This window comes from Pigmentibacter sp. JX0631 (assembly GCF_029873255.1).
Taxonomy (GTDB): domain Bacteria; phylum Bdellovibrionota_B; class Oligoflexia; order Silvanigrellales; family Silvanigrellaceae; genus Silvanigrella.
The window spans coordinates 1,612,591-1,631,751 of sequence record NZ_CP123622.1; the positions used below are offsets into that span (position 1 = coordinate 1,612,591).

Annotated in this window: 20 protein-coding genes and 1 tRNA gene; 9 read left to right on the forward strand and 12 right to left on the reverse strand. The window is 27.1% G+C overall.

Annotation, left to right across the window (positions count from 1 at the left end; all coding sequences use genetic code 11):
• The first annotated feature begins 1 nt into the window (after nucleotide 1).
• The 4 genes from ugpB to ugpC are packed head-to-tail and all read left to right on the forward strand — an operon-like array spanning nucleotide 2 to nucleotide 4,087.
• A complete protein-coding gene (ugpB, locus tag QEJ31_RS07025; RefSeq protein ID WP_280593075.1) occupies nucleotides 2-1,303 on the forward strand; it encodes a sn-glycerol-3-phosphate ABC transporter substrate-binding protein UgpB in 1,302 nt (433 codons plus the stop codon).
• Nucleotides 1,304-2,185, forward strand: a complete 882-nt coding sequence (gene ugpA / locus QEJ31_RS07030; RefSeq protein ID WP_280593076.1) for a sn-glycerol-3-phosphate ABC transporter permease UgpA — start codon at nucleotides 1,304-1,306, stop codon at nucleotides 2,183-2,185.
• Nucleotides 2,186-3,031 carry a sn-glycerol-3-phosphate ABC transporter permease UgpE gene (gene ugpE / locus QEJ31_RS07035; RefSeq protein WP_280593077.1) on the forward strand — a complete coding sequence of 282 codons (846 nt, stop codon included), beginning with the start codon at nucleotides 2,186-2,188 and terminating at the stop codon, nucleotides 3,029-3,031.
• The gene (ugpC, locus tag QEJ31_RS07040) at nucleotides 3,032-4,087 is read left to right on the forward strand and encodes a sn-glycerol-3-phosphate ABC transporter ATP-binding protein UgpC (protein WP_280593078.1); all 1,056 of its coding nucleotides are present in this window, start codon (nucleotides 3,032-3,034) and stop codon (nucleotides 4,085-4,087) included.
• Here ugpC and QEJ31_RS07045 read toward each other — a convergent pair.
• Entirely contained in the window at nucleotides 3,991-4,602 is a 612-nt protein-coding gene (locus tag QEJ31_RS07045) for a hypothetical protein (RefSeq protein WP_280593079.1), read from the reverse strand. The genes ugpC and QEJ31_RS07045 overlap by 97 nt on opposite strands.
• A 1,364-nt stretch (nucleotides 4,603-5,966) precedes the next feature.
• Between QEJ31_RS07045 and QEJ31_RS07050 the strand changes: the two genes are divergently transcribed.
• The gene (locus tag QEJ31_RS07050; RefSeq protein WP_280593080.1) at nucleotides 5,967-6,635 is read left to right on the forward strand and encodes a hypothetical protein; all 669 of its coding nucleotides are present in this window, start codon (nucleotides 5,967-5,969) and stop codon (nucleotides 6,633-6,635) included.
• On the opposite strand, the gene QEJ31_RS07055 is transcribed toward QEJ31_RS07050, so the two are convergent.
• From QEJ31_RS07055 to QEJ31_RS07065, 3 genes are all read right to left on the reverse strand, one after another.
• On the reverse strand, nucleotides 6,632-7,408 hold the full coding sequence (locus tag QEJ31_RS07055) for a transporter substrate-binding domain-containing protein (RefSeq protein WP_280593081.1): 777 nt from the start codon (nucleotides 7,406-7,408) through the stop codon (nucleotides 6,632-6,634). The genes QEJ31_RS07050 and QEJ31_RS07055 overlap by 4 nt on opposite strands.
• Nucleotides 7,409-7,484: 76 nt before the next feature.
• Nucleotides 7,485-8,672 carry a glycosyltransferase gene (locus QEJ31_RS07060; RefSeq protein WP_280593082.1) on the reverse strand — a complete coding sequence of 396 codons (1,188 nt, stop codon included), beginning with the start codon at nucleotides 8,670-8,672 and terminating at the stop codon, nucleotides 7,485-7,487.
• A 4-nt stretch (nucleotides 8,673-8,676) separates the two neighbouring features.
• Nucleotides 8,677-9,714 carry a class I SAM-dependent methyltransferase gene (locus QEJ31_RS07065; RefSeq protein WP_280593083.1) on the reverse strand — a complete coding sequence of 346 codons (1,038 nt, stop codon included), beginning with the start codon at nucleotides 9,712-9,714 and terminating at the stop codon, nucleotides 8,677-8,679.
• Between the two features lie 138 nt (nucleotides 9,715-9,852).
• Between QEJ31_RS07065 and QEJ31_RS07070 the strand changes: the two genes are divergently transcribed.
• Together QEJ31_RS07070 and QEJ31_RS07075 are read left to right on the forward strand one after the other, a co-directional pair.
• Nucleotides 9,853-9,928, forward strand: a tRNA-His gene (locus QEJ31_RS07070).
• Between the two features lie 194 nt (nucleotides 9,929-10,122).
• Nucleotides 10,123-10,587, forward strand: coding sequence for a hypothetical protein (locus tag QEJ31_RS07075; protein WP_280593084.1), 465 nt, complete (start codon nucleotides 10,123-10,125; stop codon nucleotides 10,585-10,587).
• Nucleotide 10,588: 1 nt separating this feature from the next.
• Here the strand turns inward: QEJ31_RS07075 and QEJ31_RS07080 are convergent, their stop codons facing one another.
• Complete coding sequence (locus QEJ31_RS07080) at nucleotides 10,589-11,068, reverse strand: hypothetical protein (protein ID WP_280593085.1); 480 nt, start codon at nucleotides 11,066-11,068, stop codon at nucleotides 10,589-10,591.
• Between the two features lie 209 nt (nucleotides 11,069-11,277).
• Here QEJ31_RS07080 and QEJ31_RS07085 point away from each other — a divergent pair, with 209 nt between their 5' ends.
• A complete protein-coding gene (locus QEJ31_RS07085; RefSeq protein ID WP_280593086.1) occupies nucleotides 11,278-11,841 on the forward strand; it encodes a GNAT family protein in 564 nt (187 codons plus the stop codon).
• On the opposite strand, the gene QEJ31_RS07090 is transcribed toward QEJ31_RS07085, so the two are convergent.
• The 7 genes from QEJ31_RS07090 to QEJ31_RS07120 form a co-directional block, all read right to left on the reverse strand.
• Complete coding sequence (locus tag QEJ31_RS07090) at nucleotides 11,831-12,259, reverse strand: universal stress protein (protein WP_280593087.1); 429 nt, start codon at nucleotides 12,257-12,259, stop codon at nucleotides 11,831-11,833. The genes QEJ31_RS07085 and QEJ31_RS07090 overlap by 11 nt on opposite strands.
• A gap of 145 nt (nucleotides 12,260-12,404) precedes the next feature.
• Nucleotides 12,405-13,910 (reverse strand): redoxin domain-containing protein, encoded by a 1,506-nt coding sequence (locus QEJ31_RS07095; RefSeq protein WP_280593088.1) that lies wholly within the window; start codon nucleotides 13,908-13,910, stop codon nucleotides 12,405-12,407.
• A 31-nt stretch (nucleotides 13,911-13,941) separates the two neighbouring features.
• The gene (locus tag QEJ31_RS07100; protein WP_280593089.1) at nucleotides 13,942-14,370 is read right to left on the reverse strand and encodes a hypothetical protein; all 429 of its coding nucleotides are present in this window, start codon (nucleotides 14,368-14,370) and stop codon (nucleotides 13,942-13,944) included.
• Nucleotides 14,371-14,393: 23 nt separating this feature from the next.
• A complete protein-coding gene (locus QEJ31_RS07105; protein WP_280593090.1) occupies nucleotides 14,394-15,104 on the reverse strand; it encodes an ABC transporter ATP-binding protein in 711 nt (236 codons plus the stop codon).
• Nucleotides 15,101-16,108: an iron ABC transporter permease gene (locus QEJ31_RS07110; protein WP_280593091.1), complete on the reverse strand. Its 1,008-nt coding sequence runs from the start codon at nucleotides 16,106-16,108 to the stop codon at nucleotides 15,101-15,103. The genes QEJ31_RS07105 and QEJ31_RS07110 overlap by 4 nt, the downstream gene beginning before the upstream one ends.
• A complete protein-coding gene (locus QEJ31_RS07115; protein ID WP_348524554.1) occupies nucleotides 16,105-16,908 on the reverse strand; it encodes a helical backbone metal receptor in 804 nt (267 codons plus the stop codon). The genes QEJ31_RS07110 and QEJ31_RS07115 overlap by 4 nt, the downstream gene beginning before the upstream one ends.
• Before the next feature lie 21 nt (nucleotides 16,909-16,929).
• A complete protein-coding gene (locus QEJ31_RS07120) occupies nucleotides 16,930-18,144 on the reverse strand; it encodes an RNA polymerase factor sigma-32 (RefSeq protein ID WP_280593092.1) in 1,215 nt (404 codons plus the stop codon).
• A 29-nt stretch (nucleotides 18,145-18,173) separates the two neighbouring features.
• On the opposite strand from QEJ31_RS07120, the gene QEJ31_RS07125 reads away from it, so the two are divergent.
• Nucleotides 18,174-19,157: a diacylglycerol kinase family protein gene (locus QEJ31_RS07125; RefSeq protein ID WP_280593093.1), complete on the forward strand. Its 984-nt coding sequence runs from the start codon at nucleotides 18,174-18,176 to the stop codon at nucleotides 19,155-19,157.
• The last annotated feature ends 4 nt before the right edge of the window (nucleotides 19,158-19,161 follow it).

Below are 19,161 nucleotides of genomic sequence, written 5' to 3' on the forward strand. Positions count from 1 at the left end.
CATGTATTTTAAAAGATATTTAAAAATTTCAATTTCTTTAATATCTATCACTAGTGTAACGGCTTACAGTAAAACAGAACTTCAATTATGGCATGGATTTTCTGGTGTTACCGCTGATGAACTTAATGAATTAATTAAAAACTTTAATAACAATGAAAAAGATTTTAAAGTAACAGCAACTCGTAAAGGAACATATCAAGAAACAATGATGGCTGGCATTGCAGCATTTAGAGCCAAAAAACAGCCTGAAATGATTCAAATTTATGAAGTTGGAACTGCAACTATGCTTGCAGCAAAAGAAGCAACAATTCCAATCAGCAAAATTCTAAATGAAAATAATTTACAAATAAATTATAATGACTTTATCCCAGTAATTAAAGGGTACTATAGCCTAAATGATGTTATGTTATCATTTCCGCTCAATAGCTCTTCCCCTGTTATGTATTACAACAAAAGTATTTTCAAAAAAGCAGGTTTAGACCCTGCAAAACCTCCAAAAACATGGGAAGATCTTTTTATTTATGCCAAAAAAATTAAATCTACTAATTCTGCTGTGTGTGGTTTCACCACAACATGGCCATCTTGGATATTTCTAGAAAATTTTAGTTCATGGCACAACATTGCTTATGCATCAGACAATAATGGTATGAACAATACTAAACCTAAATTGCTATTTAATGGGGATTTACAAGTAAAACATTGGGATAATATTCAAAAAGCTAATAAAGAAGGATATTTTACTTATTTTGGGAGAACAACTGAAGCTGAAATGGCATTTACTACACAAAAATGTGGTATTATATTAGATTCTACCGGTTCATATGGCGAAGTTAAAGAATCAAAGATAGATTTTGCTGTTTCGTTTTTACCTTACTATCAGTCAGCAATAGGAGCGCCGCAAAACACAATAATTGGTGGAGCAAGTCTATGGGTTTTTAATGGAATTTCTAAAGAAAAACAAAAAGGAGTAGCTAAATTTTTAAAGTACTTAGCATCTCCTGAAGTAATGGCTGCATGGCATCAAAAAAGCGGATACCTTCCAGTCACCTTATCTTCCTATAACTTAACAAAATCAAAAGGATTTTATCTTACAAACCCTGGTTATGACGTTGCTATATTAGAATTAAATAACAAAACACCTACAAATAATTCTAAAGGACTAAGAGTTATTGGTCTTCCAAATATTAGAAATATTGTTGAAGCAAATTTTGAATCAATGTTGGCAAATAAAATAACAGCCAAACAAGCTCTTGATGATGCTGTGACAAAAGGGAATGCTATTATTTCAAAATCTGGTGACTAAATGGAAAAAAAAGTAATTTTCAACTCAAAAATATATCCATACATTTTTCTATTACCACAAATTATTATTTCATTTTTATTTTTCTTTTGGCCTGCATTAATTGCTATATGGCAGTCATTTATTAAAGAAGATGCATTTGGAATTAACTATAAATTTATTTGGTTTGAAAACTATATAGATATTTTTAAAGATAGTAATTATATCAATTCTATTACTACAACAATTATTCTCAGCTTTAGCATCACAATAATATGCCTATCTTTTTCTCTGATACTGGCATCTTTAGTAAATAGAATAAAATTAGGAAAATTTATTTATCAGACTTTAATTATTTGCCCATATGCTGTTGCACCAGCAATTGCAGGTGTTTTATGGTATTTTATTTTCAGCCCATCAGTAGGTTTTCTTGCTAATCTTTTAAATAATTATGGTTTTGGTTGGGATCCAAGTCTAAATGATAGTCATGCTTTAATATTGATAATTATTGCTGCAACTTGGAAGCAAATTAGCTACAATTTTATTTTCTATTTAGCAAGTCTTCAAGCTATACCTAAATCGTTACTGGAGGCTGCAGCTATTGATGGAGCGAATCCTATTAGAAGATTTTTTGATATAATTATTCCCTTAATATCTCCAACTACTTTTTTTCTCTTTATAATGAATATTATTTATACTTTTTTTGATACATTTGGAATAATTTTTACAACTACTCAAGGTGGGCCAGGATATTCAACAACTAATTTAGTTTATAAAGTATATGTTGATGGAATAGTAAATTTAAATTTAGGAAGTTCAGCAGCACAATCAGTTATTCTTATGCTTTTTGTTACATTTATAACTATATTTCATTTTAAATTCATCGAAAAAAAGGTGCACTACTGAATGAATTATAAACTTAAGATAAATAATTTACTTTCCCATTTAATCTTAATATTAGGTACTTTGATTATAATTTTTCCTATTTATTTTTGCTTTGTAACTTCAACAGAAACATTACAAAATATAATTCATGGAAATGTGGGATTACTACCTAAAAATAATATATTAAATAATTACATCGACGTTCTAATAACTAGTACAGAAATTATTCAAGGTATTACAATTTGGAAATTATTACTTAATAGCTTGATTGTTACTCTTTTAATTACTTTTGGGAAAATATTTATATCAATAATTTCAGCATATGCTATTGTTTACTTTAAATTTAAATTTCAAAAATTAGCATTTTCTTTAATATTTTTAACACTTATGCTTCCTGTTGAAGTAAGAATAGTTCCAACTTTTCAAATGGCTTCTAATCTAAACCTTTTAGATACTTATCAAGGACTATCTATACCATTAATAGCTTCTGCAACTGCAACATTTTTATTTAGACAACTTTTTTTATCAATTCCAAATGAATTATGCGAAGCTGCTAAAATTGATGGAGCTGGTCCGGTCAGATTTTTTCTAGATATTTTGTTACCATTGTCAAAGACTAGTATAGCAGCGTTGTTTGTAATTCTATTTATCTATGGTTGGAATCAATATCTATGGCCTTTACTAATTACAACAAAACAAAATATGAATACGATAATTATAGCATTAACTCAAATGATAACACACGACGGAACAACTCAATGGAATAAAGTAATGGCTGTAGCTATTATCTCAATGGCACCGCCACTATTAGTTGTTATTTTAATGCAAAAATGGTTTGTTAAAGGATTAATTGATTCTGAAAAATAAATGAAAAGGCTATATATGGCAAGTGTAAAATTGATTAATATTGCGAAGTATTTTAACAATAATAGAATATTAAATAATATCTCTGTTGATATTACTGATGGCGAATTTATTGTTATTTTAGGCCCTAGTGGATGTGGAAAATCAACACTATTAAGAATAATTGCTGGTCTAGAAAATTTATCAGAAGGATCTGTAGTAATAGGGGATGAAAACGTATCAACATTGGAACCTAAAGATAGAAAAATAGCTATGGTATTTCAAAATTATGCCCTATATCCACATATGACTGTCTATAATAATATTGCATATGGATTAAAGCTTCACAAAGTTCAAAAATCTACTATTGAAAAAAAAGTTCAACAAGCAGCAGAATTACTACAATTAAAAGATTTGTTGAATAGAAAACCAAATCAATTAAGCGGGGGACAAAGACAAAGAGTTGCTATGGGTAGGGCGATAGTTAGAGAACCAAATGTTTTTTTATTCGATGAACCTCTTAGTAATTTAGATGCTAAATTAAGAACTCAAATGAGATTCGAAATAAAAAATATTCACTCCAATGTCAAAACTACAAGTATATATGTTACTCACGATCAAATTGAAGCAATGACTTTAGCTGATAGAATTATATTACTAAATAAAGGAAAAATTGAACAAATAGGAACTCCATTAGATCTATACAATTCTCCATCATCAATTTTCGTTGCCGGATTTATTGGTAACCCACCCATGAATTTCATTTCATCTGAATTTGCGAAAATATTTTTAAAAAATAGTGACTTACCTATTGACAATTGTATTGTTGGAATCAGACCAGAAAATCTTAAAATTGTTAAAGAAGATGAACCAATGTCAAAAAAAGTTGCAATCAAAATGACAGAATGCATAGGACATGAAACTTTAATTTATGCTTTAGATGAAAAAAGCAATCAAAATATTATTATTAAAACAAGTAATTATCAGATAAAAAATGAAAAATATATCAATATAAAACCAGTAAATGAAAATAACTTGCATTTTTTTTCACACGAAACAGAACAAAGAATTACATTTTGATATTTGAAAAAAAAATGACTGTATTTAAAAGCTTGATCACTATCCTTTGGAAGTAAAGACAGTTCAGTCTTAAAATATTCATGAGAAGAAGGTAATGTTATATAAAACTCAATCATACCATCAGGATATTTAATATTAGAGATTGATTTACAATCTATCTTTCCCCCATGAGCCTCAATTATTTTTTTAACTAAACTAAGGTTAGGAATATTTTTTTCAAAATCTATTAAATTTTCTTTTTTATTTTCTATTAAAAGCAAATTTAAATTACATTTATTCACATAAAATCCATTTGTACCAACCATAAATTTAATATAAACTTTACCTTTATAAAGAATTTCTTTTGTATGAAACCATATACAGCATTCATTAGAAGAATTATCTATTAAATAAAATAATATTTTATTAAAAACTTTTAGCATTTTTTTAACATCAACGTAAAGAAGATTATTATGATTAAATTCATATAAAAAATTAATTGATTTATCATTATAATGTTGTGATATTTCAATCACTGAAATTGCAATAATATTCCTTGCACTAATAGATTTATTTTCTAGTAAATTTTTAATTTTTTTTTAGAAAGAATATTTGTAATAAATTCATAAACTATTTTCAAATTAAAACCCTTTCTTATTAAAATATTTAAAAATCAAAATAAACATAAGTAAGTTATTTAAAATTTAGAATTATAAAACTATATTTATATTCATTTTTTGTTTTTACTAGTAAAATTCTTATTTTAATATTAAAAAATATAAATTTTTTTATTCTATCAATACATAAAATTTTATGTTTATTATATTTAGTTAACCTAGGGAATAAGACTGAATTATTTATGTTCGTAATAAGATATTTTCTTTTGTATATAAAAAATTTTGCCTTATAGTAAATATAAAAAGCATGAACAAAAGTTTCAAAAGAAACTATTAAGTGAATGAATTTAGAAAAAGGTATTATTAAAGATAATACTATTAAAAATAGCGGAAAAATAAATATAAAAAATGAAGATTTTGAAATTTTTACAGACATATACTCCTCATAAAATTCATTACTTTGTATAAATAATTTAAAAACAAAGTAAATTTAACTTTATAATCATAGAATTGAATTTTTTATTTTCTGAAAACTTACCAAATTCATAGGCAGTTAAGTTATAAAATGTTGTCCGTTATCAAAATTTAACTGCTATAAAGAAAAGTAAAAATCCCGAATTATCTATAAATTACTTACAAATAAGGACTCTATGTTTATTTTACAATTAAGAATATTCAACTAACCAATCCACAATTAATTTAGGGAGCTTGTATCTATCCCATTATAATTGTATCAGATACAAAACAAAAGATATATACAAAGAAACCAATTTTTTCAAATATATACGCTTTTTTTGTAAATTTTATTCCTGCTCCAGATAAGCAGGATAATAAAAAAATCATCCAAAACCGTATATTACATTTTACATGGAGATTTTTTTAAATCAACTTTAAATCAATTTTATTTTTTTTTAATAATATTAAATATTTAATATTAATTAAACTTCATAAATATTTCTTTTCTTCCAAAACTTAATATTAGCATTAAAAAATATCTCCCTATTTTTTATTGTCATAAAAGGATTTTATTTAATTATTTTTTTTATTACTTCAATTCTTATAACAATTTTTCTTCTCTAAAATTTTTCATATTTTTGATAATTTATTCCAAAAATTCCCAATTAAATAAGATATAAAATTTACTGAAAAGAAGAAATAATTTTTTTTATTACTACAAATTAAGATAATGAAATTTAAAAAAATGAATTGATGAATAGTTAAAAATGAGTAATCTATTTTTTTTGGGTACGGTTTAGATGGATATTACAAACTGAGGCAAAATAATGGATGATAGAATTTTAGAAACTTTTGGAGGTCGCTTATTTGCTTGCAGAACACAAACGGGAAGATCAAAATTGTATTTCCAAAAAAAATATGAAATTGATCGCCAAATTTTCTCTCGTTATGAACAAGCAAATTCAAAGCCAAGTCGTAAAGATAAAATCCAAATTATATTTAATGCACTAGTTTCTGAAGGCGTTAGGAATTTAAACCTAGATTGGCTCCTTACCGGTAGCGGAGAAAGGCCATTACTAGAAGATATTCTTAAAGTAGAAGAAAATACAAAAGAAAAAGATCCTATTAATGCCATCAAAGATATTAATTTTTTTGAAAAACGTTACAACAATGCGATAAAACATTTAGTAAGTGATAATTCTTTATCACCATTTTTAAACTTAGGAGATTGGGTTTGTGGTGTGGCACATTCAGCCGAATCTATTTCATTTATGAAAAATCAACTAGCAATAATTGTTGAGAAAAGTATTCCCGTTAAAAAAATTGGAATTGTAGATTTACTTTACGATGGTAATTTTAAAGTAAATAAATCTAATAATAAAAGACATGAAAAAATACTTAAAACAGATGTTCTTTATATTGCACCAATTTTAGTGATTAGAAAAAGCAAAGAATATAGAAATATTAATAATTTAGAATACAAATTAAGATATTAATTTTTCAAAAATTCTTTACTCAATTTTTGAAACTCTTTTGATTCTCTTACATCTTGTATATTATCCCAAATTTTGTTTGATAATATTGGTTCTTCTTCTTTAAATTTTTTTGAAATAATTAAAAAATAAGATTTTTTTTCAAGTGGAGGTGTTAATTTTATAATACTGTTTTTAAATTTAGGATTAGAATTTATTATGTAGTCAGCTCTATTATCTTGCAAAGCTATAGCATTAAATCTTTTATTTAGTAATTTTTCCAAAATGCTTATTGGCAGTCTTGTTCCATCATCAACACGAATATTTTTTTTTATAAAAAATTCATTTATTGAATAACCTGTTAATGACCCTACAGTACTTAACCCTAAAATATTTTTTCCATCCCACTTAACTATATTTTCTCCCTTTAATACATATAAAGAATATTGATTTGTATGTAATCTTTTGGACTCATCAACTTTACCGTCAAGTTTACCATTTAAAGTAGGATAATATCCAAACTCAATTCTCTCTGCTTTATAACTTCCTGCAAAAGCAGCATCAACATCCCCCTTTCTTAATTCTTCAAGACATCTATTCCAAGGCATAGGCATAAAATGTATATTAATTTGTAATTTCTTTCCAACAAGTTTTAAATGCTCTATATTAAGTCCAGTTCCATTTTTTAATACCCAAGGATAAGAGTCTTGATCTTCATAGCAAAAACTTATGTTTGATTTGGGTAGTGCTGATAAGTTATATATACTCAATGATAAAGTAAGAAATTTAAAAAGCATAAATATCTTTTTCCTTTTACAAACTCAGAACTAGTTTTGATAATAAACTAATTTCTGTGAAGAAGAAAAAGGCATATTATTGACTATTTATGAATTCATAAATTGTAGAAAACTCTTTTAATGAATATTTATTTGAACCAACATCATACGTTTTCTTTTTTAAATTTAGATAGTTTGTTGTATTTAAAAATATACTAGCTGATTTTTCTAGTAATTTAGTCAATTCAACTTCATTTCCTGCTTTAAAATTAAACTCAGGAAAATCTCTAAAGACTTCACCTAAGGCTCCTGCGCTTGAATAAATCGTTGGCACAGAGCTTTGTAAAAACTCAACACCAACTCGACAAATTACTTCACTTTCTAAACTAGGGATAACACCAAAACTTGTTACAGCTAGTAAGTGACTTAAATCATTTATTTTATTTTCAACAATAAAAACTTGTTTATTGCATTCTCTGTTCTCTAAGAAATATAAATTTTCTATAAATTTCCCTTGACCGAATTTTTCTAAGTAATGACTGTATATTTTATTTATGTTTAAATTCGCTTTGTATCCAAGTAATATTAATTGTGAGTCAATTTTTAAGTCTGCATTTAAAAATGAATTTAAAATATTTTTATGGCCTTTTACTTCATCAAATCTTCCTATTAATAAAAAAACTAATTTATTTTTTGAAATAACTGGAAAATTTTCATTGAAGGAATATTTTTTAATTTCATCATTTGAAAATAAAGTATCTTTACAGTAATGCTGTATTATAGTTTTTTTGTTATTAAGCTCAAAACCAAATCTATTTTTAACACATTTTGCAGCTAATATAATTTTATCTGTTAATTTATTATAAACAAATTTAGAAAAAATGTTATTACTTACACGTTGAGCTTGTCCTCTGACACGAACTATTTTTATGTTTCTAAAAATAAATGGTAATATAATTTTTAATATACAGCATAATGTATGCTCACGACCTTCAAAAACCCATATAAATTTCAAAGTATTTCTATTTTTAATTAAAATTGAAATTATACTGAAAAAACTAATAAAAAAATTATATCCACTTTGATTATGAATAGGAATATGAGTAAATGGTATGTTTAATTCAGCACACTTTTTATCCATATGTGTACTACCAACTTCAGCACAATATAGAATTTTTTCCTTCTTCTGAAGAAATAAACAAAGCTGTAAACTGTAATCGCTAACGGCTGAAAACCAAGGATTAGAATTTAAAAATAAATGGCAATATGATGAATCTTGCTGCAATGAATTACACCTTACAAAAAATCAAGATAGGATTAGATAATAAATCTTGTTTCGCATCTGCTTCAACAATTTTTTTCCAAACTTCATCAGGATTATCAAATCCTAATAAATACCCCTCACTTTCAAGCTTTCCTTCACAATAAATGAGTTTCAGCCCGAGTGACGAAGCCATATCATAAATATCACCCAAAGGTATACCAGGATCACTTGGATGTAAAAAAGCATCTGCAACACATGCAGAACCAAATCCTAAGTAACGAAATCTATAGAACGTTGAAGAAAAAAGTCCAAAAAAATTCAATGTTTGCCAAAATCTTAATTTAAAAAAATGGGTAAATAATTTTGCTTTAAATATACGTCTTTGCAAAAATAAATCCCATATCCCTGCATAGCGCTTTTGTATTCTTCTTTCTAATTTTCTTCCATGATAGCTATATACCATAAGTCTAAGTAAAGCATTTTTATTTAATCTATCAACCATTGATTTAAGCAAGTAATAAGGTTCGGGTTGATGATGCAATACTCCAAAACACTGGATATAATCAAAATCACCGAGGGCTTTTTCCTTTAACACCATTTCTGCATTGCCCACTAATAGCTCTACTTTTTTCAACTTTTGGAGCGAAAATATTCTATGAATGTAAGAATGAAAGGATAACTTCGCCTTAGCTTTCCGAATAGCTTTTTTACTAAGATCTATTCCAATAATCTCATTTTCAAGATGCAATTTTCTGAATAATAGTGGCTCATCTGTACCGCAACCAACTAATAATATTCTTTTCTCTTCCGAGAATTTTGTTTTTAAAAATCGCATGTAATATTTCAGCATTTGATTTCTTTTAAACCAAGTAACTTCGCTATAATTCTCATATATACACTTAATTTCTTTAGAAAGAGGTATATTTTCTTCTAAAATTGCTTGCCCAAAACCTCCGTGAGCTATCAATTGCATTAAAAGAACTGGACTTTGAAAAATAGGCCGATTAGGGTAAGGAAAAGTATCATAAAATTTCCGCATTTTTTCTATTTTTAACTGCTCCATTCCATACTTTCCTCTCATTAGTTGCTTACTTGAGAAAAATTGTTCTATAATAACATAATGTTCTACCTAACTGAAGAGTTTGCTACTCTTTGCTTGACACATATATTTTTGTAAAGTATTCCTTTTCCACTTCATATGGTGACTGTAGTCAAGCGGTTAAGACAATGGATTGTGATTCCATCATTCGGGGGTTCGAGTCCCCTCAGTCACCCCAGTTTTTACTCCCAATATTAAAAGATAAGACATTTCTTCTAGTTAAGTATAATTAATGTGATTAATTTATAAAATAAAGACCAAACACTGATAAATAAATGTTATTTATATTCACATTTTAAAAAATAAATTACAAATATTATATAGAATATAAAAAATAAAACCGATAAAATATTAGTATTTTTAGGAGTTTTTATGAAAAGTAAGAACTTGAAAAACTTAGAACAATTTTTGCGTAGAAGAAAATTTGGAAACGTAAATAAAATATCTAACTTCCTAATAAATAAATTTTCTGGTAATAACTCAGTATTAATTTTAATATCAGAATTAATGAATGAAAAAGTTATAAAAAAAGAAGAAGAATTTAATAATTTAATTGAAAAACTTATTCACTATGAATTGATTAAAAACATTGATAATGAGACTTTTTCTGCTTCTACAAATTTAATGAAATATTTAGAAAGTAATGTTTTCGAAAGTAAAAAAAATACTAGTAATGTTTATTTAGAGAATTTAAAAAATGAAATTGAAATATTAAAGAATGAAATTGAGAATTTAAAAATTGATGTTCTAGAAAATAAAAGACGCTTAAATAAACCAAATGAGTTATGGAAGCTAAGATCAAATTTTATTATAAAAAAAGACAAAAATTCAGCGTAAACTAATTTTTTAGTATCACATTTAATATTTTATTTTCATCGCTTAATCCTTCAGAAAACTCAACTAATGAATAAGAAATTTTTCTGTTTCCTAAGCAACTCCTACAATAAAGATTAAATTTTCCAAATCCTTCTAGTATTGAACCGTTTTCATGTGATATTAAGTAAATATTATTATGCCAATCATCAGGATCAAATGCTTGGAGATAAATATATTCAGATCCAAACAAATTTTTACAAACATCTTTTAAATTTTTTATATCTATACTATTTTTTATTTTAAATACTTTAGTATAAAGTAAATAGTTCTCAGTAATTTTTCTTGAAATGTACTTCCAGTTTCCATAATTTCTTTCTGTTTGATTTGAAATATGCAAATATTGATACTGATTTTTTTTATTTACACAGACAAAATTTACTTCTTCAGCATGAGAAAAAAATGTTATTAATAAAAAACACAGTGAATAAATAACCCTTCTCAAAATAAGCCCCTATTCTACAATTTTTTAGAAAAATTTGTTTAAAATTAAATCCTCTACAAAATTTCTGTCAAATTTATGATATTTCAAATCTCCTGTCAATTTCAAAAAGCTACTCAGCAAAAATTGAAAAAAAATAAGAATTAAATTTTTTTCTCAAAGGAAATTTTTAAAGTATGATATAATTACCTTACCCTAAAAAAAGGAAATATATGATAATTATCAATACTAATCGTTTCAATTTGAGAACTCTTTATGAAAAAGATAGTAGTGATATTTATAGCTTTACTAAAGATTCTGAAATATCAAAATATTTAAATTGGGAATCTCATGTAAATATAAATGACACAATTGATTATTTAGCAAGAATATTACTGCTTAGTAAAAAATTTCCAATAAGTAATTTAGGAATAGAGATCTCAACTATTGAATATAAAAAAATAATAGGCACAGTTGGACTACTACCTAAACATATTACATCTCCATACACTTACGAATTAGGTTTTGTGTTGAATAAAGAATGGTGGGGAAAAGGCATTGCATTAGATGCAGTACAATGCTTAATTAATTATGCCTTTGAAAATTATGAGATACAAAGAATCGAAGCTTTTTGTGTTACAGAAAATTTAAAAAGTTGGACTTTACTTGAAAAAATTGGAATGCTTCGAGAAGGTATAAGAAGGAATTTTTTTTATAAAAATAAAATTTTTTATGATATATACATGTACTCAATTTTAAAAAATGAGTGGAAAAAATCTCCATTCTCTACTGATTAATAATTAAAACATCACAGTATGTTTTATTTGCGACATAATTTGCAGTTGAACCTAACATCCCAATAAATGAATGATGGTGTCCAGCTATCACTATTAAATCAATATTAAGTTCTTTCGCAAATGCAACTATACCTTCTTTAGGATCTGAAAAAAAGATATGAATATTTTCTTTATTTATAGGTTTATTTTCTAGAAGAGTATTCATTTTTTCTTCTGCTTCAGTCATAGCTTCTTTTTCTAAATCAATATTCATTGGATAGTAATACCCATGAACTGGAATTGAAGCCACTGGTGTAACAACATGACAAATATGAATTTCAGCATTAAAAAGTTTTGCAATAGGGAATGCTTTTTCAAAAGATTTTATGCTGGCATCAGAAAAATCTGTACAAATTAAAACTTTATTATAGTTAGCCATAAGTCTTCCTTTATCAAACAGGAAAAAACCCCATTTATAATAGTAACACAACTAAAATATTCTTAATTTTCAATATAATCAAGTTTAAATTACAGACATTTTCCCAACAAATATAACAATAAAGAAACATTTTATATCGATTTTTTTATACTAAATTTTGATTGATATTATTTTTTGAATAATCAGTTATTTTTACAAAAGGACCTTTAAAGATTTTATTGACTTTTGCAGGTTCTATGGAATCAGTATTATTTCTTTGAATTACATCAGTTTCTTTAATCAACAAAATCCTGTGGGAATTTGTATCTGTGATAATTAAATTCCCCGCATGCCAACTTATTCCTGCCGGTTCATTTAGATCTTCTGATAAGGGAACAGTTCCTAAATAATCTTTTCCTAAAGAATAAATGCGCATAGCATTATTAAATGAATCAATTACATAAATATTTTGAGTTATTGGACTCCAAGCACAACTTAAAGGATGCTGCATTTTTGCTTCAGCACCTAGTCCATCAGAAAATCCAAATTCAGATAAACCACCACCAACTAAACTAACTATCATTGTTTTACCTGTTTCATTCCAGTTTTTTATAATTAGCCTAATTGAATTAGTTTCACTATCGGTAAATGCCAATACACTTTCTGAAATAGCAGTAATTCCTGAGGGGCCTGCTAAAGCTGCATGGGTTGCTGGACCATCTTGAAGATCCTCTTTCCCTGAACCAGCAATATGAATTATGGAATCATCTTTAAAAATGTATTGAACTATCTGATGACTTCCTGAACAAGCAATAACCAAATGCTCGCCCCAAGCACAAACATCTGATGGAAAATTTAAAGGAGCTGATTTGGCGTCATATTCAGACCGTGTTTCAAAAATACCTTTCTCTCCTTTTCCCGCTAATACTTTGTATTTTCTTTGTGGTTTTCCTTCTAAATCAAAAGCAATCACACGATGATGTCCAGAGTCACAAACAATTAAATAATCCTTCCAAATGCAACACCCAAGTGGCGAATATAATATTCCTTCTCCAAAAGATGTTACAAACTGACCTTCTTCAGTCAATTGAACAATTCTATTATTGAAAGTATCAGATATAAAATAATACAATTTTTCTTGAATTATTGCTGCAACTGCTTTAGTAGGATATCGAAAATTAAATTTATCATCAAAAGCTGACCAGTTATATAGATCGAATGTTGGAAGATTTTTACCTAATATAAGTGAAGAAATTTTTTCTTTTAAATATTCATATTTATTTTCACATGATGTTGAAAGTAAAATGTTCCCTTCAAGATCAATTAGAACATACGAAGGTAAACTTCTAATAGCAAATTTTTTATAAATTTGCATTTCTTCATCTAAAATAACTGGGTGATTAATATTTAACCTGTGGCAAGCTTCTTTCACATTTTCATAATTTTTTTCATGAAAATATTTGGGATTTTGAATTCCAATTACGACTAAACCTTTTCTACTAAATTCATCCTCTAATTTTTTTATATCTGATAATACTTGAAATGCATGAATACTTCCAAAGGTCCAAAAATGCAGTAAAATGGGATGTCCTCTAAATTTTTCTAGTGTTAGGGAAGATTCGGAGTTAACCCACTTGAGTTCAGGAGGAAATTCAGGAGCATGTAGTGGCATTGTCGCACCTATTAAAATAATATTATTTAATTCATTTTACCCTGAAGTGACTAAATAGCCCTCTTAAAAAATTATAGTCCATTTTAAGCCCAGAAATTCCTTTTCTTCTAAAAAATTTATAAATTTTAGGCAAAAAAATGACAAATGCTATTAAGCCAAACAATACAAAAAAACAAAAAGTAATTAAAATGAATGGCAGTAATAAAATTAACTTAAAAAATGAAAATTTTTGTAATTTCATTTTATCATTCTTTTGAAATGAATAGAAAAAAGAATTAAAATTATTTTGATTTTGAGTTTTAAACCTTTCATCATTATTTATATTAAAATTATATTTTTCAACATCGCTGTTAAATTGTCTATTCTCATGATTATTATTACTTTTATTGCTAACTTCTTCAGATAAATTTACAAATTCAGCATCTATAATATCATGCTTTTCTTTGTCTTGATTATTCATTATCTTCATATCCTTGCTCTTAATTAATACAATTCATATAATTTTTCTACAGTTCTTGAATTCCAAAAATTTTCAGCCTCTGAATTCCAAATCCACAACCCATTTTTTATAGCACATACTTTATTAGCTATAATCTTTGCAAAATTAAGATCATGGGTAATCATAAATATTATTGCTCTATTTTTCTTTGCATATTCCAAGCAAAATTCTTTAAGCAAATATTTGTTTTTTACATCAAGATCAGAATCGGGCTCATCCATAAAAATAATTCGTGAATTAGTTCGCCAAATTCTAGTAAGTTGAACTTTTTTCCATTCCCCACCACTTAATTTATTTAAATCTGTATATAGTAAATGTGAAATATCTAAATTTTTTAAAAATTCAATTTTAGATTCTTCAACATTACTTTTATTTAAAGAGTAATCTAATGTTAAAAATTCATTTACTCTAAAATTTTCAGGCCTAGTTAAATTTTGAGGTAACCATTTTACATACTTTATCTTTTCGATATTCGTTTGCAAAACATTATTATCCTCTTTTATAACATATTCACCAAAAGTAGGTTTTAGAATATTTGAGCATACTTTAAATAAAGTACTTTTACCAGCTCCATTGTTACCAAGTAAGCAAATAATATCACCTTCTTGATAGTTAAAACTAACATTTCGAAATATTATATTACTAGAATTTACTGCGTAAGCAAGATCTTTTGCAAAAATGCTAATTTTTTTCATATATTATATCTTTTTAGTAAAATCATAGTGAGAAATGGGGCTCCAATTAAAGCTGTAAAAATACCAACCGGAAGCTGAGCAGGACTCAACAAGATCCTCGACAAAGTATCAGCATTTAATAACACAATAGCACCTAAAAAAATACAAATAATTAGCTCACTTTTTGAGTTAACTCTATGAATTTTTTTTACTAAATGAGGAATAATTAAACCAATAAAGCTGATAATACCCGCAATAGAAACAGTTATTGAAATTAAAATACAGACAAAAAATATGCACTCTTTCCTAATTTTCTCAGGATCAATCGCCATAGATTTGGAAAAATCATCACCAAATTGAATTACATTAAAAAACCTGCTTAATTGAAATAATTTAATAAATGGATATATTGAAAAAATAATGATAAATAATATTTCATAAAAACTTAAGGGCTGAATGGAACCTATCAAAAAATTATGAATTTCAGAAAGTTTTTCAGGTTTAATTATGGAAAAAATAAATAATATAATTGAAGATAAAAAAGTATTTATGATTATTCCAATTACTGGATAGATGTATTCATCGTTCACTGATTTTATTTTTCTTCGCAATATAAAAATAATATTAAATGACATCATACAGCCGATAAACGCCGCAATAGTTTGAAAAGAAAATGTAATATTAAAAGCAAAAGGTAATAAAAAAAGCGGAAGAGGAAAAAGCATTAAAAAAGCTACCAAACAAGTCCCACCCGAAGAGATACCTAATATAAATGGGTCAGCTAAAGGATTTTTTAAAATATTTTGCAATATATTACCACAGTAAGCTAAAGTTGCGCCAACAAAAGAAACTGTTAGAAAATTATTTATTCTTAGCTCAAAAATTTTAATGAAAATAGCAAAATTTTTTTCTATATTATCAGTACTAAAAAGTTCAGTTGATCCAAAAAATATGCTTAATAAAGCAGAGATAATATAAAGAGTAAAGTAGAACAAAAAAATTTTAAGTGATAATTTACTTTTCAACTTTTAATACTTTCTAAAAATTTTATGCCCTCTATTATTCTTGGCCCTGGTCTGACCAAAATATCTTTTGGTACAATTACAATATTGAATTTTTCTTTTAAATCTCCATATATTTTTCCAAGTTTTGTCTTATATATTTCGATAGATTCTTCTTTACTTTTACCTTCTATATTTCCAAGAAAAAAAATATCCGGTTTGTTTTTTAATAAAAATTCATCAGTTATTTTAGGATATTTAACAGGAGAATTTCCAATTATATTTATAAAACCACCCAATTTAAAAATATCTCCAATCCATGTTTCTTCACTAAACGTGTAGATTGGATCAAATTGCAAAATGAAAACAAATTTTCTTTTCTTATTTACATTATTTCTTATTAAATTTTTAATACTAATATCAATTTTGGATGCTAATTTATTTCCTTTTTCAGCTGCACCAATTTCCTTAGAAATTATTTTAATCATATCTGAAATTTCATTTACTTTTTGCGGCTGAAACTTCAAAACTTTTATATTATTTTTTTCTAAGAATTTTAATTTATCATCTGGATTGCCATCCGTTGCAAGAACTATATTTGTACCTTTACTGATTATTCTTTCTATACTTGGATTATTAAAATTTCCAATTTTATAAACATTTTTTGCTTGTAATGGATAATCGCACAGAATAGTATTTCCTACCAATTTATCTTCTTCACCTAGTGCATATATTATTTCAGTTAGATTAGGCGCTAACGTAACTATCCTAAAGTTCTTGTTTTCTATTGAGTATGAATAGTTAAAAGTTACTATGAATAAAATGAAAAAAAAAAAACTTTAATTTCATTTTAAGATACCTGCGGCTATTATTCTGTCTTTTATTTTTTTTATTACCCTTGCTTCTAATTGTCTCGCTCTTTCTCTCGTAATGCCATATTTATCTCCAACATCTTGTAACGTTATTGGATCATCCGACATAATTCTATTATGGAAAATAAAAGCATCTCTTTCATTTAATTCTTTTTCTATAAAGGCAACTTCTTTCCTTAAAATTTTTAATAATTGCTCTCTCTCATAAGAAATGTCTGCTTCTTCTGAATCAGAAAATAATAGATCTACCTGTCTAGTATCACTATCATCACCAACGGGTGAATCTAAAGAAACATCATTTTTTGTAAGTCGCTGTTGCATTTCAACTACATCTTGAGGTTGTACCCCAATTTTTTCAGCTAATAAATTAGCATCAAATTTTTGTGTTAAAGCATATAGTTTTTCTGCTTCTCCGCGCAATCGAAAAAATAATTTTCGTTGTGCATCGGTCGTTCCCATTCTAACTAAACTTTTATTATCCATTAAAAATTTCAAAATATAGGCTCTAATCCACCATGCACTATAGGTAGAAAGCTTTACACCCCGATAGGGGTTAAAACGATTCACAGCTTGAACAAGTCCTGCATTTCCTTCTTGGATAAGATCTAATATTTGTGAATAAGCACGTCTATATTCCATAGCTATCTTAACAACTAATCTTAAATTTGAGGTGACTAATTTATTTCTCGATTCTATATCGTGTTCTTCATATGCTTTGATAGCAACTTCACGTTCTTCTTCCCTAGTCATAAGAGAATATTTACGAAGCTCTGCAAGATATTTTTGCAGCGCATTTGTTGTTATTAAACCACTTTCTTGATTGGATATATCCAGACTATCATCTAGGTCCTCGTCATCCTCATCTTCTTCCTCATCTTGCAGGGCAGGCAAAATATCTGTGTCATCTAAAATAACTTCACTTTCAGAGTCTTTATAATTACCAATATCTATTATATCTTGTCTTTCTTTTGATAAATTATCTTTATCATCATTTTCATCATCAATCACTTCAGCATCGAGAAGAATTGAGGTTTTGCTTTTGGAGTTGGAATTTGCTTTTACATTTGATTTTTTTATCTTTTGACTATCAGACCCAGAAACCCGAACAAAAGATCTTTTGTTCGCTTTATTTGAATCATTTGTTTGCTTTTCATCATCAGCTGGAACAATCTCTTTCTTACGAGCCATAGGGCCTACTCCCTGATAAGGAATTCACAATGCTCAGAGTCGGAATTATTTCCAACCCTTTTGCAAAGATTATAAAACAAAATCCAGAGTACAATACTCGTCTTTGGTACACGCTTGCTCACTATGGTCAAATGGAAGTTACTCACTCTGTTGAGCAATTACGCCAAGTGTGCCTAGAGTTTCATGCTAGAAAGATCAATCTTGTTGGGATTGTTGGCGGAGACGGGAGCATAAGTTTAGTTCTATCAGCACTTTACAGCGCATACGGCTCAGATCCTCTACCAAAAATTCTGCTTCTAAAAGGCGGAACCATTAATTTTCTTGCTAAAAACTTAGGTATTAAAACCGAAGCCCTTACTTGCCTAGAAGATACATTAAAAATCATCCATAAAAAACAAGCTCTGAATGAAGCTATTCTTAGTACATTACATGTCAATGGGCGACTTGGATTTATCTTTGCAAATGGGATTGCAACTTCATTTTTAGAAGAGTTTTATAAAGATAAAACAAATTCTTTTGGTGCTGCAATAAAAATAACTAGTTATATTGTCGATGGTTTGTTAAAAGGAAAAATAAACGGAGAATTCAAGAAGATAGTCAGGCAACAGAAAATGTCTATCGAAACTTTTCCGGAGAAAATTTGGCAGCAGAAAGCTATATCCGCAAAAAGTCCTGATGAATTTAGCCTCATTTTTGCTTCGACAGTTAAAAAACTTCCTCTAACAAATCAATTTTTCAAAAAAGTTAAATTAGGCGATGAATATGCTGAAATGATAGCCATTTCAGAAAAAGGCAAAAAACTTATCAAGGGCGCTCTAAAGTCTTTGATGGGAGGTGATATCTATAATTTACCTCATGTCTATTCTGTTAAATTTAAACAAGCACATATCACTTCTTACGAAAATAGCCTTTATTCATTAGATGGAGATCTGCTAGATTCAAAAGATGGAAAAATTGAGATTGAAATGGGACCAAATTTTGTGTTTTGCTCCCCTTATGAAATAGCTAAATAAGATT